This is a genomic window from Paenibacillus ihumii (assembly GCF_001403875.1).
GTDB lineage: Bacteria > Bacillota > Bacilli > Paenibacillales > Paenibacillaceae > Fontibacillus > Fontibacillus ihumii.
In genome coordinates, this window is the sequence record NZ_LN884299.1 from 1,131,333 (window position 1) to 1,148,829 (window position 17,497).

Here is a 17,497-nt window from a genome sequence, read left to right on the forward strand (position 1 = left end):
TGGAGGTGCAATATGAAAAGAATGCTTATTTACAAGCCGATGTGGAAGCGTTTACTATCGGCTTCTCTTGCCGTACTAATGCTTGCTTCTTGCGCTATACTAACACCAGCATCTGTTTCGGCTTCGCCTGGCAGCGATTATCAGGTTGAAATTATAGAAAGTAAGAGCAATGGCTTTACTCATCCTGGCGTCGGTGTAACTAAATCTATCCTGGAAAACATGAGAACGCAGGTACTAGCGAAGAAGGAGCCGTGGTATTCCTATTACCAAGCTATGACCGTATCCTCCGCGGCTTCAAAGACGGTGGCTTCAAGCCATGCCAGCTCTAGCGATCCTGCGAAGCCGGCATCCTACGCGTTCAATAGCCAGGGCATCAATGCAAGATTTATTCAGGATGGATTGAAAGCGTATACACAAACGCTGATGTATGTTGTTACGGGTGAAGAAGTTTATCGTAAAAATGCAATGGACATCATTCGGATTTGGTCTCAGATGGATCCGGATCAGTATGCGTATTTTAATGATGCTCATATCCATACCGGTATTCCGCTCAATCGAATGGTTACTGCAGCAGAAATTTTAAGATCCACCAGTTACCAAGACGGATCGCTGGCCTGGACGGAAGAGGATACCGCCAATTTTACCAATCATCTAATTAACCCTGTGATTGAAACCTTTCAGCACGATAACAACCATTTTATGAACCAGCATCTTTACCCGCTTCTCGGTGCAATGGCAGGCTATATCTTTACTGATAACAGAGAAAGATACGATGAAGCTGTGGAGTGGGCGACTGTCAATAAAACAGCGCTTAATCAAGGCTTCAACGGCTCGATTCAGCGTTTATTCCGCCTGGTTGAAACCAATGAAGCGACTGGAGAGGCATTGGATTCGCCGAGAGTCCAGCACGTGGAAATGGGACGGGACCAGGCTCATGGCGCAGGTGATTTAACCAATGCAGCGATTTTGGCACGAATGTTCTATGCTCAGGGAACGAAAGTAGATCCGATAGAAGGTACAGTATCCGAGGAAGATCATGCCGTAGGCTACTATGAATTTTTGGATGATCGCGTGCTGAAGGCAGCCGATTATTTTTGGCAGTTTATGCTTGGGTATGACACGCCGTGGACACCTGTGGCGCATTCGATTTTTCCCGATGGAGAGGTTAAAGGCATCTATTATAAAATTTCCGATTTATACAAGGGCAGAACAAATACGGCTCTGTTCTGGGATATGTATTACTACTACAAGTATGTCAGAGATATGAATGTGGCGGAAGAGGCGCCGTATTTTTATGAAGCATTTGTGAAGCGAAGCCCGTCCAATTACTACTATCAGGGTAACTTTACACAGGCTTGGGAAAGCGTGGACGGCGGAGGGGACTTCTGGCTTTACATTCCGCAGGAAGCCGAAGCGGAAGGAACCCAATATCTTCCTAAGGAGCAGCACACAGCATTTGTAGAGCTTGAAGAAAGGTATACCGCTTTTGATCAGACCACACGGGCTGCGGTGGATGAAGGGATTTCGTATGTGGAATTCAATCCTGCATCCGAGGGAAGTAAAATTGCGGTTCATAATCTTGCTTTTGGAAATCGCAGCACTTCAAGCCTTGTCGGGGTGAAGTTTCGCAGCAACGGCCCGGCTGTGCTAGAGCTGAGCACCGGCTTCGATGCTGAGCCGTATCATACGTTAACCTTGCCAGATACACGAAATGAGTGGAGATATATAACTTTTGATATGGGGATCAACCATGTTTCATATGGCCAACTGCATGGAGATTTCAGCTTGGTTTATATGAATGTAAAGGGCGAAGGCACGACCGTGGGAATAGATCACTTCAATGTCAAGGCAGGGGAACAGCTGACTCCGCCCATCTTTAATACTGGGAAGTCGGATTTAACCATTGATGTATTTGTCAGTGCGCCATTGCAGCTGGATTTCTCTGCGACGGATTCCGGTTCGTCGGATGTTTTGACGTATAACATAGCTGAACTTCCGAACGGAGCTTCATTAAATGCAGATACTGGAGAATTTTTGTGGCAGCCGCTGCAATCAGGGAGCTATTCTTTTGTAGTAGAAGCATCAGACGGCGCTACCCTGGAGACCAAGAAGGTAACGATAGCGGTAGCTGTCGATCGGGCTGCTGCAGTCGAGGCGATCCGTTCTCTGTATGATCCGAATACGCTTTATGAGACAGCATCGCTTAACTATTATAATCAGGTATTATCCGAGACGGAAAAGCTGCTGGTGAATGCGACTAATGAACAATTTGTAGAGCAGCTGAAGTCCTTGAAGGCAGCGGCCGAAAATCTTCGACGGCTTACTCCGCTGCTGAAGGATGGCAGCATGGATTACAGCCATATTGTCACCTCGACCTTTGGAGACTCCATCTCCCTCCTTGTAGATGGCAATGATAATTCGTTTCCTGTATACTCGCTGGCGCCAGATCTTTATCATATTATAGATTTTGGCCCTGATTATAAGGTTACAGCAGAGGCTTTTGGATTTGAAGGCAGGATGAATTTTGACGATCGAATGGCTGGGACGACGGTTTATGCCTCTAATGATGGAGTCAACTGGACGAGAATTACACCAGGGCAAACGGAATTTACAAATGAAATGTCGATAATTGAAGTAGCAGAGGAATATCGAAATTCGCAGTTTCGTTTGTTGAAAATCCAGATGATTGATCCGCAGCCAGATGTTTTGCACGGGAAGATTTCCAATATGCTGGAATTAAGCGAGTTTAGAATTTTTGGGCAGCGCCATGAGGCTAGCAACAGGTTAAAGTCTATTTCCATTGGCTCAGACCAAAGTACGAAAGGCAGAATTGTAAAAGGCGATAGCGTCAAGCTAACGTTTGAAGCGAAAGAAGAAGTCAGTGATGTTCGAGTTGTGATTCAGGGGCAGGAAGCGGATATTCAGACATCGGATCATATCAGCTTTACCGCCTTTGCAGCCATGGGTGATGAGGCGGAAACCGGGACGATCGCATTCTCCATCGATTACTTAACCCATGATGGAACAACAGGAGATACGGCATATTTTACTACCGATGGCTCCAAGCTGTTTCTTGCTGACGAGTCGAATTTGATCCGCGATGTACTGGAAATGGCTAGTCTTATCGACTCGACTACGGGCAGATCCGCAGCGGACACTTTGAAGCAGACAGGCTACTTATTTGACAACGACATGACCACCTTCTCTGATTATCGCTTTAATGGGGGCGGAGCAGGAGGCTATATTACCTTCGATTTTAAAGAAGGGAATAGGGTTGAGCTTAGCAGCGTAGATCTGCTTGCCAGGCAGGATCAGTACTATACGAGAATACGAGGTACGGTAGTGCAAGGCTCTAACGATAATGTAACATGGACGACAATTAGCAGCGCAGCGTCCTCCATGGAAGAGTGGCAGCAATTGAAGATTACGGATCCAGGCCCTTACAGATATATTCGTCTATACAATTCGAGCGCCTGGTTCGGTAATATGGCTGAAGTTAAGTTTTATGGTTCTGTTACATCTGTGAGCAAGCTTGAATCGGTTTCGATCAGCTCGGAGCAAGCCATACGAAACAGAATTGTTTCGGGGGATACCGTTAAATTGTCGATTCAGGCGAAAGAAGCTATCAACGATGTTCGAGTCATGATTCAAGGGCAGGAAGCAGTGGTCAGCACAGAGGACAATGTAAACTTTATAGCAGCTGCAGTCATGGAGGAAGGAGTGTCAGCAGGGCTGGTCAACTTCACCATTAACTATAAGCTGCAGGATGGAAGCGACGGTTTTCCGATTACGTCCACAACGGATTTCTCTTCATTAATCCTTGTTGACGAGACGCATGTCATAGAGAATGTGACCAGCATTAGTGAATTAATCGATTCTACAGCAGGCAGAACAGCAGCGGACACACTGAAGCAAGTAAATAATTTGTTTGATAGTAATGCAAGCACGAATTCGGATTTCCGTGCAGGCAGCAGTTCAGGCAGTGGCAGCTATATCATTTTTGACTTCAAAGAAGGCCATGCTGTTCAACTATCCACGGTTGAATTGCTGGCCAGGCAGGATCAGTACTACACGAGAATTAAAGGAACGGTAGTCCAAGGCTCTAACGATAATATGACGTGGACAGATTTAACGGTTCCAGCGGCATCAACCATGGAATGGCAAACATTTTCTATCAGCGAAAGTGTACCGTACCGTTACATTCGGGTATATAACTCTGGCGCATGGTATGGCAATATGGCAGAGCTGCGTCTGCATAAGGCAGAGCCGGTAACATTGGAAAATTTGACGATAGCGCCCGAGACTGTTTCGTTAAAGGCGGGCGAAACGCAAGGGTTGAGCGTCACGGCGAAATATTCGGACGAAACACAGACAGACGTAACGGCAGCAGCAAGCTACAGCACCAGCAATGAGGCCGTAGCGACGGTCAGTGAAGCTGGTGAAGTAACAGGCTTAGCAGCAGGCACAGCGGTGGTGACCGTTATGTATGAGGGCGAGATCGCAACGGTAGATGTAACCGTAATGTCAGTACTGGAGCCTGAGCCAGAACCGGAGCCAGTAACACTGGAGAGTTTGACGATAGCGCCCGAGTCAGTATCGTTAAAGCCGGGTGATATGCAAGCGCTGAACGTCACCGCGAACTATTCGGATGATACGAAAGCAGATGTAACTTCATTCGCAAGCTACAGCACCAGCAATGAGTCCGTGGCGACGGTCAATGAAGCTGGCGTAGTGTCAGCCGCAGCCGAAGGCATATCGGTGATTACGGCGACGTATGAAGGTGAGAGCGCAATGGTAGGAGTGAAGGTAAAGCTAGTACTTGAACCAGAACCAGAGCCAGAGCCGGAGCCGGAGCCAGTAACACTGGGGAGTTTGACGATAGCGCCCGAGTCAGTATCGTTAAAGCCGGGTGATCTGCAAGCGCTGAACGTCACCGCGAACTATTCGGATGATACGCAAGCAAATGTAACTGCATTCGCAAGCTACAGTACAAGCAATGAGTCCGTGGCGACGGTCAATGAAGCCGGCGTAGTGTCAGCCGGATCTGCAGGCATATCGGTCATTACGGCGACGTATGAGAACGTGAGCGTCATGGTAGGGGTGAAGGTAACTACAGCCGGCAGCAGTGGCAATACGGGGAGTGGGAACGCAGGGAATGGGAGCACATTACGACCAGCGGAGCCGGCAGGGCCTGTTGCTCCAGCGGAACCAATACAGCCTGCTCCAGCGGAATCAGATCCAACAGAGCCTGAACCCGGCTCAACAGAGCCAGCTCAGCCAACGCCAGCAAAGCCTGTGTTCAACGATAAAGTTGACCTAGTTGTCCTTCGGGCAATAACTGAACGTGGGCAAAATGCTCCTGCTGTAAGCTTCAACGACTTGTCTCCGTCAGCATGGAGCGTTCCAGCCATTGAACGGGCAGCTCGCATGGGCTTTGTACGGGGCTTTGAGGATGGTACGTTCAGACCCCATGCTAGTATTACCAGAGCAGAGTTTGCAATGATGGTTGCTAAAGCATTTGGACTGGCCTCTGCAAGCAATGGGTTTTTCTCGGATACGCAGGAGCATTGGGCCGCGGAAGAGATTGCCGCATTGAAGGAGAAAGGGATTCTTGCCGGATATAGCGACGGTACCTTCCGTCCTAATCAGCAAATTACTCGCGCGGAAATGATAGCTATTCTTGCACGATTGACGAACTATGTGCCGGCAGAGTTATCTCCATTCTCTGATACTGAATCTAGCTGGGCTGCGGAGGCAATTCATGCGTTCGCTGCAGCTGGAATCGTGACGGGCAAGGGAGGCGGCAAATTCTCTCCTGCTGATCCGGCTTCGCGCGCAGAGGCTGTTGCGGTCATGGTGCGTCTTATCGATAAGTTGATAAGTTGATAAGTTGACCTAACCTTATTTTCATCTTCATTGAAAGCCCTCAGATGATCCTAAATGGTAATTGCAAAACTGCCCAGAAGATGGAGGCGCCCGTCTTCTGGGGTTTTTGTTTTTTAACCTCCAGCTTGGCTGGTAAAAAGCTCATAGTTATTATGAATACACTTTGCGAAAATGCTGCGGGGTCATGCCGGTATTTCTGCGGAACGTCGCGACGAAATGGCTTGGGTCGCGAAACCCGGCATGCTCCGCTATCACAGCCACCGTTAATTCGGAGCGGCCGGCCAGCAGTTCCTTCGCCTTATGTATGCGCATTTGCACGAAGTAGGCGTACGGGGACAGGCCGAAGGCCCGCTGAAACAGCTTGCTCAGCTGCCGCCCTGACATTTGGGCGATCTCGGCGAGATCATCAAGACCGACATCGCTGTCGCTGAAATTCTGCTCCATCCATTTCAATACGGGAATGAGCCTTTCGATGTTCCGGGCCGCGGATAACGGGCTGACTTGACCGTATTTGCTAAGAAGTCCGAGGAAGCGGTAGGCATCTGTGGAAGTCTCAAGCCCGAACACGTCGGTATCTGTATCCAGCCTGGCTAGCATACTGCCAAGCAGAGGAACGAAGGATGAATCGCTATCCAGGCGATAGAGCGATGAAGTCTGCACGCCAAATGAGGTTATGATTTGTGCCGCAGCCTCGCCGCCAAAGGTCAAATAATACGTACGCCACACTCCGGCGGAGGAACCCTTGTAGCTGTGGGGCAGCCCTGGGGGGAGAAGCACCCCCGTTCCTTCTGGGAGCCTGACCGCTTCATTGGCATAGTTCAGGATGCCCTCGCCCTCCTCGGTCTGAATCCAATGATATTTGGGATAACCGTCCGGCCGGGAGATCGGCTCCTGTTCGGGGTTATAGCCGATGCTTTCTACGGCGAGAGGCAGTCCTGCATTTCCAGTCGGTGAGAATACGAAGCGTCGCATCGCTTTTGCAGTCATGAGATCACCTGCTTAGTTCCATATTATTATATTCTTAATCGATATTATTATATATATAGCAGTAAGTGAAGCGATTACAATGATAATATAATTATATTTCAGTAAAGGATGTGTGCCGCATTGATTAATGATAAGCTGCCGAAAATCTGGTACGGCGGGGACTACAACCCGGAGCAGTGGGGGCCGGAGATATGGAGCGAGGATGACCGCATGTTTAAGCTGGCTGGCATTGATGTAGCGACGATTAACGTTTTTGCCTGGGCGCTGCTCCAACCGGATGAAGAAACCTATGATTTTTCAGCATTGGATGCCACAATAGATCGTTTGTACAACAATGGAGTGTATGTATGCCTGGGGACGAGCACGGCAGCCCATCCGGCCTGGATGGCCAAGAAATATCCTGACGTGACGCGTGTGGACGTACAGGGCAGAAAGCGAAAGTTCGGCGGGCGGCACAATTCATGTCCGAACAGCCCGACTTACCGCAAATATTCCGCCCGTATTGCTGGAAAGCTTGCCGAGCGGTATAAGGATCATCCCGCACTGCTGATCTGGCACGTTTCGAACGAATACGGCGGCTACTGCTATTGCGACAACTGTGCCAAAGCTTTCCGCGTATGGCTTAAGAAGCGTTACGGCACAATCGAGAACGTGAACAAGGCTTGGAATACGAGATTCTGGGGACACACGTTCTATGAGTGGGACGAAATCGTACAGCCGAGCGAACTGAGCGAAGAGTGGAACGGCAATCGCACGAACTTTCAGGGCATCTCCCTTGACTACCGCAGATTCATGTCGGACAGTCTGCTGGAATGCTATAAGCTGGAGCATGATGAAATCAGGAAGCATACGCCGAATATTCCGATCACGACTAACCTGATGGGGACATACCCTGAGCTGGATTATTTCAAGTGGGGCAAGGAGATGGATGTCGTATCCTGGGACAACTATCCTTCTCTGGATACGCCGATCAGCTTTACGGCCATGAGCCATGATTTAATGCGCGGGCTTAGAAGCGGCCAGCCGTTCATGCTCATGGAGCAGACGCCGAGCCAGCAGAACTGGCAGGCTTATAACTCTCTGAAACGGCCGGGCGTTATGCGTCTATGGAGCTATCAGGCTGTTGCCAGAGGCGCGGATACGGTCATGTTCTTCCAATTGCGGCGCTCAATCGGGGCTTGCGAGAAATACCATGGCGCCGTCATCGAACATGTCGGGCATGAGCATACGCGTGTATTCCGGGAGTGTGCTGAGCTTGGACGCGAGCTGCAGCAGCTATCCGATAAATTGATCGATGCGAGAACACAGGCCAGGATCGCTATCGTCTATGACTGGGAGAACCGTTGGGCCATTGAGCTGTCGAGCGGGCCGACGGTCGCCTTGAACTATGTGAATGAAGTGCATAAATTTTACGATGCCCTCTTCCAGATGAACATCGAGGCAGACATGGTGAGTGTGGAGGAGGACTTCAGCAAATACGACATCGTCATCGCTCCGGTGATGTACATGGTAAAGCCGGGCTTTGCTAAGAAATCGGAGGAATTCACAGCTGGCGGCGGCACGTTTGTGACAACCTTCTTCAGCGGAATCGTCAATGAGAATGACATTGTCACACTGGGAGGATATCCGGGAGAACTCCGCTCCCTGCTCGGCATCTGGGCTGAGGAGATCGATGCGTTGTTCCCGGATCACAAGAACAGAATCGTCATGAAGCAGCCATGGGGAGAGCTGCAGGGTGAATATGACTGCGGCTTGCTCTGCGATTTGATCCATTCGGAAGGAGCGGAAGTTCTGGCTGAGTATGGCGATGATTTCTACCAGGGCATGCCGGTTATCACAAGAAATCGGTTTGGCTCCGGTCAAGCCTATTATGTAGCCAGCAGTCCCGACGCTTCCTTCCTAAAAGGCTTCTTATCCAATCTGTGTGCAGAGAAGGGGATCCAGCCTCTTGTATCTGCCGGAGAGGGCGTGGAATCGGCGCGTCGCGTCAAGAACGGCAATGCTTATCTGTTCCTGCTTAACCATAATGCAGCTCCGGCCCAGGTTGAAATTGGCGAGACAGAGCAGATGGATCTCCTTACAAATGAGACGGTCAAAGGCTTGATCACGGTGCCGGCACGCGGTGTTATGATTTTGGAGAGCCCGCTGAAATAAAGCAATAAAAAGTATCAAATGAATTAGTATGAACCGCCGATCATCATCGTGCGGTTCATTTGCATTGTGAAGTGTTTTATGGAGATTTGGCCGGGGCTATTCTGATAAGCGCTGACAGCTAGTTGTCTGGACTGGCTTCTACAGAGCAATCAGCCTTCAACTTCAGTTCTCAAAAAAAGCGCCTGCAGGGAGCAGGCGCCTTGAGTGTTGGCGGTCAGCTTGAGACGGCTTATGTTAGCTTGAAGTCAACTTAGGGTCAGCTTGCTCTCAGCTATTCTCAAGAATCGTATTCAACGTGCTGCGATCCAGCCCTTCGACAAGCTTGATCAGCAGCTCTTTGGCCGCCGCGTAATCGTCCGTATGGATTATCGAAGAGGAAGTGTGGATATAGCGGGAGCATATGCCGATAACAGCCGACGGGACGCCGATTCCGTTTAAATGCACTTGCCCTGCGTCGGTGCCTCCCGGAGAGACAAAGTATTGATATTTGATGCGATGTGTATCGGCTGTATCCTGCACGTATTCCAGCAGGCCGCGATGCGTCAGCATAGTCGGGTCGTAAATCCGCAGCAGCGTCCCTTCACCAAGCCTGCCGAAGGCCCGCTTGTCCCCGGTCATATCGTTGGCAGCGCTGGCATCCAGGGCAAAGAAGATGTCCGGTCCAATCAGATTGGCCGCCGTTCTGGCGCCGCGCAGGCCAAGCTCCTCCTGTACATTAGCTCCGCAGTACAGCGTGTTCGGGAGCTTCTTGCCGTGTACGGCCTGCATCAGCTCGATCGCAAGTCCGACGCCGTAACGATTGTCCCAGGCCTTCGCCATGATCTTCTTCGGGTTGGCCAGCGGGGTGAATTCACAAATCGGCACGATCTGCTGCCCGGGCCGAATGCCGAAGGATTCCGCCTCAGCGCGGTCATCCGCCCCGATGTCCAGATACATCGATTTAAGATCCACCGGCTTGCTGCGGGCGGCCTCGTCCAGCAAATGCGGCGGCGTAGAGCCGACCACGCCGACGATCGTCCGGTCAGGCGTAATTATTTGCAGGCGCTGGGCCAGCACTGCCTGGCTCCACCAGCCGCCAAGCGGCTGAAACGTGATCATGCCCGCCTCCGTAATGCCGGTGACCATGAAGCCTACTTCGTCCATATGCCCGGCCACCATGACTTTAGGTCCCAGCTCATCCCCGCGGATGACGCCAAACAAGCTGCCCAGGCGATCCTGCACAAATTCGTCCGTATATGCCGATAGCTTCTCTTTCAATAATGCCCGAAGATTTCTTTCAAATCCTGGAGCTGCTGGAAACTCGGTTAATTGTTTAAATAGTGCTTGTGTTTCTTCATTCATAGTCTCTCTCTCCTTCCGTCTATTTTTAGTATGAACCAGCTTTTCCGGATTGTCCATGCACCTCGAACAAGGGCGATGCATATAATTGCAGAAGAGCATGCTGGGAGTCATAGGGAGGCAAAGGGATGGAACGGTACTCGAAGGACTGGCTGCTGATTTGCTTATTGTTCATTTTACTCGTTATTGTGCTTCAATATTTGTAAACAAGGTTGCATGCAGGAAAAAAGAGGGCGGGAAGCGCACTCTCCTTAACTACAAGGCGCAGCGTGAAGCGCTGTTCAAGTCACCTTACAGGAGATTGCAGCCATTACAGAGGGATGTTAGATGTTAAGGAACAGATTCTCGAAAGGCCGCGTTCATCGGAGCGCGGCTTTTTGGTTTGTACAAAAAGCTGTCCATGATCGCCATTATGGATGATTTACCAAACATAACAAACGTTGAAGCCGCAAATAATACGTGGCAAAGAATGAATTTCATGCGAGGCTAGCTGTTATCCATAAGAGCAATAAGAAGAAGTAACAGGAAACCAGAGGCATCACTTAGGAAAGGAGGAATGGCGATTGCCGGCCAAGAGCAAATCAGGACCCAGATTCAGGCTTAATTCGCTATCGATGAATGAGCAGGAATATAAGGAGCTTGCCAAAGAGCACAGACCGAAGACGCAGGTTTTTAGAAACTGTATCAAAGCCTTTCTTGTCGGCGGTACGATCTGCCTGATCGGCCAATGCATCCAGCAGCTGTTCATGACATTTGCCAATATGACGTCACAGGAAGCCAGCAGCCCGACCGTTGCCGTATTGATCATCATTTCCGTCGTGCTGACCTCGCTGGGTGTATACGATAAAATCGCGCAATGGGCCGGAGCAGGCTCAGCGGTGCCGGTAACAGGGTTTGCGAACTCCATGTGTTCCTCGGCGATTGAATCGAAGGCGGAAGGGCTTGTACTGGGCGTCGGTGCCAGTATGTTCAAGCTGGCTGGTTCCGTAATCGTGTTCGGTGTGGTGGCTGCGTTCTTAGTAGGTGTAGTTCACATTATTTTTGGTTTGGGAGGAGTGCATTAACGATGTTAATCGGCTCGCAAACCTGGAGGTTCGCCTCCAAGCCTGCCATTATTGGCGCTGCGGCGGTGGTCGGCCCCGAAGAGGGGGCTGGGCCGCTGTCCGCGGATTTCGATTTCACCTATGACAACCTTGAAATCGATGAGAAGACATGGGAGAAGGCCGAACGCAAGCTGTTGGAGCACGCTTCTGCTCTTGCGCTCGTTCATGCCGGGATTTCCAAGGACGAGCTGCAAATATTCATTGGCGGAGATTTGATGAACCAGATCATCAGCGCCACATTTGCGGCAAGGAGAATCGCTGTTCCGTACCTTGGCGTGTTCGGGGCGTGCTCCACCTCGATGGAGAGCCTCGCCCTGGCCGCCCTGATTGTAGATTCGGGCGCAGCCCGGTATGCGATGGCCGGCACGGCCAGTCATAATTGTACGGCGGAGAAGCAGTTCCGCTATCCGACCGAATATGGGTCACAGAAGCCGCCGACGGCCCAGTATACGATTACAGGCGCAGGCTGTGCCGTCGTATCCTCGCAAGGCACCGGGCCGAAGATTACCTATGCTACGATCGGCCAAATCCAGGATCTTGGCGTGAAGGATCCCTTCAACATGGGAGAAGCGATGGCTCCCGCAGCCGCCGATACGATTGTGGCCCATTTTCGCGATACCGGCCGGTCCCCTGATGACTATGATCTCATTATTACGGGAGATCTCGCTTCTGTGGGACATGCTATTGTGAAGGATATGCTGAACAAGGATGGGCTGGCCATGGCCGGGACGGAGTTCAAGGACTGCGGCCTGATGATCTATGACCGGGAGAAGCAGCCTTATGTGCTGGCGGGAGGCAGCGGCTGCGGTTGTTCAGCGGTCGTCACTTACGGTCATATTCTGAAGAAATTAAAACAACGAGAGCTTACCCGGGTACTGGTCATTGCGACCGGAGCACTGCTGTCGCCTCTGTCCTATCAGCAGGGTGAGAGCATCCCTTGCATCGCTCATGCGGTAGCTCTGGAAATGGAGGATGTTGGGCAATGATTTTTCTGTGGGCGTTTATCGTCGGAGGATTGTTCTGCGTTGTCGGGCAATTGATGTTCGACGTTCTCAAGCTGACTCCGGCCCATACGATGAGTACGCTGGTTGTGGTGGGCGCTGTAATGGATGCGTTCGGGTGGTATGATCCGCTTGTGAAATTCGCCGGCGCCGGAGCCTCTGTACCGATAACAAGCTTCGGCAACTCGCTGGTGCACGGGGCATTGACTGAGCTGCAGAAGGATGGCTGGATCGGGGTTATTACCGGCATATTCGAAGTGACCAGCGCCGGGATCTCGGCTGCGATCATTTTCTCGTTCCTGGCTGCCCTTGTCGTCCGTCCGAGAGGTTAATTTGTTAAAGGGAATCCCCGCTAAAGCGCCATAATGCTTTAGCGGGGATTTTTTTCCTTAAGTGTACTTCCCCTCCCTACTTCATGTACAATAAGTATAGGTTGTGACGAATTATGTCTTAGGAGGAAATCATTGATGCCCGTAAGAGAGCAATCGATACAAACGATGTCAGCCGTTCGAGCGAACCTGGAATCCTGCATATTGGGAAAAGAATTTGAAATCACTCTTCTTCTCACTGCTCTTCTTGCCGGAGGCCACGTATTGATCGAGGATGTGCCCGGCACGGGAAAGACCCAGCTCATCAAAGCGATGGCTAGATCCATGAGCGGAGACTATCGACGCATCCAATGCAATCCCGACATTTTACCGAGCGATATTACGGGAGTATCCGTATTTCACCCGCATGAAGAACGTTTCGTATTCCGGCCGGGACCGGTTATGACGAATATTCTGCTGGCTGATGAGATTAACCGGGCAACGACGAAGACGCAGTCTGCCCTGCTAGAGGTGATGGAGGAACGCAGAGTAACGGCGGACGGCCATACATATGATCTGCCCCATCCCTTTATGCTCTGTGCCACGCAGAACCCGATCGACTTCGAGGGAACCTATATGCTGCCCGAGGCTCAGCTGGATCGTTTTATGATGAAAATCTCGATGGGCTATCCCGATGAGGCGACGGAGAAGGCGATGCTGCGATTCCATACCAAGGGCCAGCCCGTAGAACAGTTGGTGGCAGTGACCAGCATGGATGAAATCGCCGCGGTTCAAGAGGAGATCCGCGATGTTTATTTGAGCGATGCCTTGAGCGATTATTTGCTTGGCATCGTCCGCCGCACCCGGGAGCATGATGCCGTCATTCTTGGCGCCAGCCCGCGGGCATCGCTCGCTTTCGTAATGGCTGTTAAAGCGTATGCCTTCCTCCAGGAACGGGATTACGTTATTCCCGACGATATTAAGACGCTGGCGCCCTACGTGCTTGGACACCGGATTCTGCTTCGTCCCGAAGCCCGGCTTGGCAGCATGAGCTCCCAGCAGGTGATTCAGCAAATCATTAACCAGGCGCATGTGCCTGTATCTTCGGTAGGTTGATAAGATGCGGGCTCTGCTTAGCACATGGAAAACAGGCGTACGTTTGTTGAAATATTGGAAGGTGGTCTTCCTATGGCTGGCGTGTCTTCTTTATCTATTATTCCAGGGCGGCAAAACTTCATTGATGTTATTCGCAATGGTTAACCTTCTTGCAGGGTATTGGCTTTTCGTTAGCCTGTGGGGAGTTCGCCGCATTCAGGGAAGCCGGACTTTGCTGTCTGCAGATGGAGAGCAATTCCTGCTTCAGGCTGGGGATCGGGCTCAGATTAGGCTGAAGCTGCAGCTCCCTCGTCTGATGCCGCTGCCGTATATTATCGCTCGGGAGGTTATGAGGCGTCATAACGGCGATTCCTGGGTGTTCGAGGACAGCGTTGTTCCCCAGATTCGCGGCCAAGCGGAGCTCGTGTATAACACCCCTCCGCTGGAACGGGGACAATATGAATTTGCCGGAACGGAATGCAGATCTGAGGATATTTTCGGACTCATGGAGCATAAGGGAGAATTTCAGGCCCCGGGGCAGTTCCGCGTGCTTCCAAGAACGGTATTTATCCCGCATTGGCAGCTTTATAGCCGAAATTCGAGGCTGCCGGGACCGGAAACGGCGTTCTCCAACTCCCGGCGGGAGAGCACGCAAATCAACGGGGTCCGCGATTACGTCTACGGCGACCGGATTTCAAGAATACACTGGAATGCTACGGCGAAGACCGGCACCTGGAAATCGAAGGAATTCGAGCATGAATCCCTTCCGAAGACCGTACTGGTTCTGGATGCGAGCACGAGCAGCTACGGATCTTCGCAGCAATTTGAATTGGCGGTGTCCGTCTGCGCCTCATTGCTCGAATATGGGCTGCGGGAAAGGATCAGCATGGGGCTTTGCACGCTTGGCAAGGAACTGCGCAGATTCGCGCCAGCTGAAGGATACATCGAGCGGCAGCAAATGATCCAGCACCTGGTGGATATCGATGCGGACGGCAGCGGCAGCCATCAAAGGCGGCTGGATGAGATCCGCGATTTTTTCCCGGAAAGCTCCTTCTTCATTTGGATTAGTCCTGCCGGAGATCAGACGGCGGCCGCTGTGCTTGGCTGGGCGAGAATGCAGCGGATGACGCCTTATCATATTCAGGTCACAACGCCCGGTCAAGGAGCAGGAATGCGGAAATCCCGGCAAACGGCCATGGATCCTGGGGGGATACGTGGAGTGTGTGTCTCCTCCCTGCAGGAGCTTCCTGTCGCGATGGGAGGGGGGACGGCATGAATAGAACCGCCCAGCCGCTTGAGCCCAGATGGTACAGGTTCTTCGTTCTTCTATGGATGATAATTATCGCTTTCCAATGGGTAGATTATACGAAGTATATGTGGTACCGGGAGACGACGGTTCTCGTTACTGCTACGCTGATTGCCGTTGCTTTATGTGAAGCTCTGCTGCATTCCCGCGCTTGGTTAAATTGGGCGATGAAGTCCCTTGCCGTCATAGTCATTCTTCAAATTGTACTCGGCACTTATATTTATTATCCCAGCGGACCGCTCTTTCCAGATCAGGCTGGCCAATTTCTGGGGAACGTGTCTCCTTATGTCTGGTTCTCCCTGGCCGCCTGGGGACTGTTTGATTTACTGATCCGCCTCTTGACGGACAGATTCAAAATATTGATCTTCCTGAGCTGCAATCTGCTTGCCCTGACGATACTGGATTCATTCACTTCCTATTATTTATGGGGCAACGTGGCTTGGCTTGTATTCGCCGGATTGGGTTGGCTCGTATGCTTGCATTTCCGCCAATTTCAGCTTAAATACCCGGAAGGGTGGGTAAAGCTGCGCAAAGAGCCGCTAAAGATTACACTGAATATTTTCGTTATTTTTGCCTCAGTGCTGCTGATAGGCATCAGCATGCCTTCGGTCTCTCCGACTTTAACCGATCCGTATTCCGCCTGGAAGAAAAGAGGGCCCGAAATTGCGCCTGCGCCGGGAGCTGCTCCATCCAGTGATACGAGCGTTGCAACGACGCCGAATTCCACTGAAGAAGTCATGTCCGGCTATAGCCGGGACGATACCAAATTGGGAGGCGGATTCGAATTCAGCTACAGTCCGGTCATGAATGTGAGCTCTGATGTTCGCTCGTATTGGCGAGGAGAGACGCGCCGGATATATACCGGTACTGGCTGGGCTGATTTAAGCAAGGAAGGGCGAGATACGGAATTCTACGGAGGAGGACCTGATAGCGAGCCGCTGGTGAACCGCGACGCGGGCAAGATGAAGACTCGCAGAGTGGAGCAAATCGTGACGATGCAGACGGATCTTTCCTATCCGGTCTTGTTCGGCGGTTACTCGATCAGTAGTGTGGAGCTGCTGGAGGAGGAAGCAGCCCGGCCGCGGATGAACTGGGCGAGCAGGGAAGCAGAGCTTCATTGGAACGGGTACCGGGGGGCCGATCCGGGCGACGATTATCCAAGACGCTATAAGGTTGTCGCCGAGATCCCGCTCATTCCGGTGGACGAGCTCAGGCAGATGAGCTATGATGCGCTGTACTCATCCCGCAGCGTGGACAGCGAATATTTGCAAATTCCGTCCGGTTTTCCGCAAAGGGTGCGCGATCTGGCGAAAGAGGTTACGGCGGAGGGCAGTACGCCTTATGAGAAAATGGAGCTGCTGCAGGCTTATTTGCGGCAGAACTACGAATATACGAACAAGCCCGATTTGTCCCGCAAGCAAAGCGAGGATTTCGTCGACAGCTTTTTGTTTGAAATCAAGCAGGGCTATTGCGATTATTATTCGACCTCGATGGTCATGATGGCGCGTTCTCTGCAAATTCCCGCGAGATGGGTCAAGGGTTATGCGCCAGGCAGCATGCCCAGCGAGACAATGCTTCAGCAATATCCGGGAATGGAGAGCGGCTACAGCGTGAGCAATTCGGATGCGCATTCCTGGGTCGAGCTGTATTTTGGCGAGGAATACGGCTGGATTCCGTTTGAACCGACTCCAGGCTTTGATACGACGCTGCTGACCCCTGAGGAGGAAGGCGAAGAGACATGGACTGAGGAGCTGGAGGCGGATAGCCCGGGCAGCGCGGAGCCGACCAGTATGCTGGGCGATGTAGACCCAAGGACGCTGCGCTGGGTTTTTGGCTTATCGGTGACTGCTCTCGTTTTGTCACTGCTGTATTTGATCCGGCATGAGCTTCGTCTGGCGCTGGTGAGAATCCGGCTGGGACGCAGCCTGACCTTGGCTGAGCAGATATCCTTCGAGGTTCTCGGTATCGTTCGCCGATTGCGGCGGCACGGACTGTACAGGGAAGAGCACGAGACGCTGCGGGAAGCCTTCGAGCGCTGGGAGCTGAGCCAGCCGCAGTGGTCGGAGCTGCTGCGCCCTCTGCTGATAAGCTTCGAGAAAGCCAACTATAGCCCGGACACCGTATTGCCGGCGCATCTTGAGGAAGTAAGGGATCTGTCGCGCAAGCTGAGCAAGGCGATCCGGGGGAGAAAGAAATCCCGGTAAAATTCCGGGTAGAGATTGAAGCAGACATGAAATATATGGAGCTATTCATGATCGGATTAGCAGGGAATTGCATGTTCTTCCGAAAAGTCCCCGATGCTTGCAACGGGGACGTTTT

General features: G+C 51.6%; 11 protein-coding genes. 8 read left to right on the forward strand and 3 right to left on the reverse strand.

Translation table 11 applies throughout. The annotated features are described in order from the left end of the window. The first annotated feature begins 12 nt into the window (after window positions 1-12). Window positions 13-5,886, forward strand: coding sequence for an S-layer homology domain-containing protein (locus BN2762_RS26100; RefSeq protein WP_074048625.1), 5,874 nt, complete (start codon window positions 13-15; stop codon window positions 5,884-5,886). 150 nt (window positions 5,887-6,036) lie between these two features. Here BN2762_RS26100 and BN2762_RS12625 read toward each other — a convergent pair whose 3' ends face one another. Continuing rightward, on the reverse strand, window positions 6,037-6,873 hold the full coding sequence (locus BN2762_RS12625; RefSeq protein ID WP_055107322.1) for an AraC family transcriptional regulator: 837 nt from the start codon (window positions 6,871-6,873) through the stop codon (window positions 6,037-6,039). Window positions 6,874-6,993: 120 nt separating this feature from the next. On the opposite strand from BN2762_RS12625, the gene BN2762_RS12630 reads away from it, so the two are divergent. Continuing rightward, window positions 6,994-9,027, forward strand: a complete 2,034-nt coding sequence (locus BN2762_RS12630) for a beta-galactosidase (protein WP_055107323.1) — start codon at window positions 6,994-6,996, stop codon at window positions 9,025-9,027. A gap of 267 nt (window positions 9,028-9,294) precedes the next feature. Here the strand turns inward: BN2762_RS12630 and BN2762_RS12635 are convergent, their stop codons facing one another. Both BN2762_RS12635 and BN2762_RS27740 read right to left on the reverse strand, forming a co-directional pair. Continuing rightward, complete coding sequence (locus BN2762_RS12635; protein ID WP_055107324.1) at window positions 9,295-10,368, reverse strand: M42 family metallopeptidase; 1,074 nt, start codon at window positions 10,366-10,368, stop codon at window positions 9,295-9,297. Between the two features lie 25 nt (window positions 10,369-10,393). Continuing rightward, the gene (locus BN2762_RS27740; RefSeq protein WP_222861078.1) at window positions 10,394-10,540 is read right to left on the reverse strand and encodes a hypothetical protein; all 147 of its coding nucleotides are present in this window, start codon (window positions 10,538-10,540) and stop codon (window positions 10,394-10,396) included. Window positions 10,541-10,928: 388 nt separating this feature from the next. Here BN2762_RS27740 and spoVAC point away from each other — a divergent pair, with 388 nt between their 5' ends. The 6 genes from spoVAC to BN2762_RS12665 all read left to right on the forward strand — a co-directional run bounded on the left by spoVAC (window position 10,929) and on the right by BN2762_RS12665 (window position 17,382). After that, on the forward strand, window positions 10,929-11,429 hold the full coding sequence (spoVAC, locus tag BN2762_RS12640) for a stage V sporulation protein AC (protein WP_230202510.1): 501 nt from the start codon (window positions 10,929-10,931) through the stop codon (window positions 11,427-11,429). A gap of 2 nt (window positions 11,430-11,431) precedes the next feature. Continuing rightward, on the forward strand, window positions 11,432-12,454 hold the full coding sequence (gene spoVAD / locus BN2762_RS12645; protein ID WP_055107325.1) for a stage V sporulation protein AD: 1,023 nt from the start codon (window positions 11,432-11,434) through the stop codon (window positions 12,452-12,454). Then, window positions 12,451-12,801: a stage V sporulation protein AE gene (spoVAE, locus tag BN2762_RS12650; RefSeq protein WP_055107326.1), complete on the forward strand. Its 351-nt coding sequence runs from the start codon at window positions 12,451-12,453 to the stop codon at window positions 12,799-12,801. The genes spoVAD and spoVAE overlap by 4 nt, the downstream gene beginning before the upstream one ends. A 135-nt stretch (window positions 12,802-12,936) precedes the next feature. After that, on the forward strand, window positions 12,937-13,893 hold the full coding sequence (locus tag BN2762_RS12655; RefSeq protein ID WP_055107327.1) for an AAA family ATPase: 957 nt from the start codon (window positions 12,937-12,939) through the stop codon (window positions 13,891-13,893). A 4-nt stretch (window positions 13,894-13,897) separates the two neighbouring features. Continuing rightward, complete coding sequence (locus BN2762_RS12660) at window positions 13,898-15,148, forward strand: DUF58 domain-containing protein (protein WP_055107328.1); 1,251 nt, start codon at window positions 13,898-13,900, stop codon at window positions 15,146-15,148. Continuing rightward, the gene (locus tag BN2762_RS12665) at window positions 15,145-17,382 is read left to right on the forward strand and encodes a DUF4129 domain-containing transglutaminase family protein (protein ID WP_055107329.1); all 2,238 of its coding nucleotides are present in this window, start codon (window positions 15,145-15,147) and stop codon (window positions 17,380-17,382) included. Before BN2762_RS12660 ends, BN2762_RS12665 begins: the two co-directional genes overlap by 4 nt. Window positions 17,383-17,497: the final 115 nt, after the last annotated feature.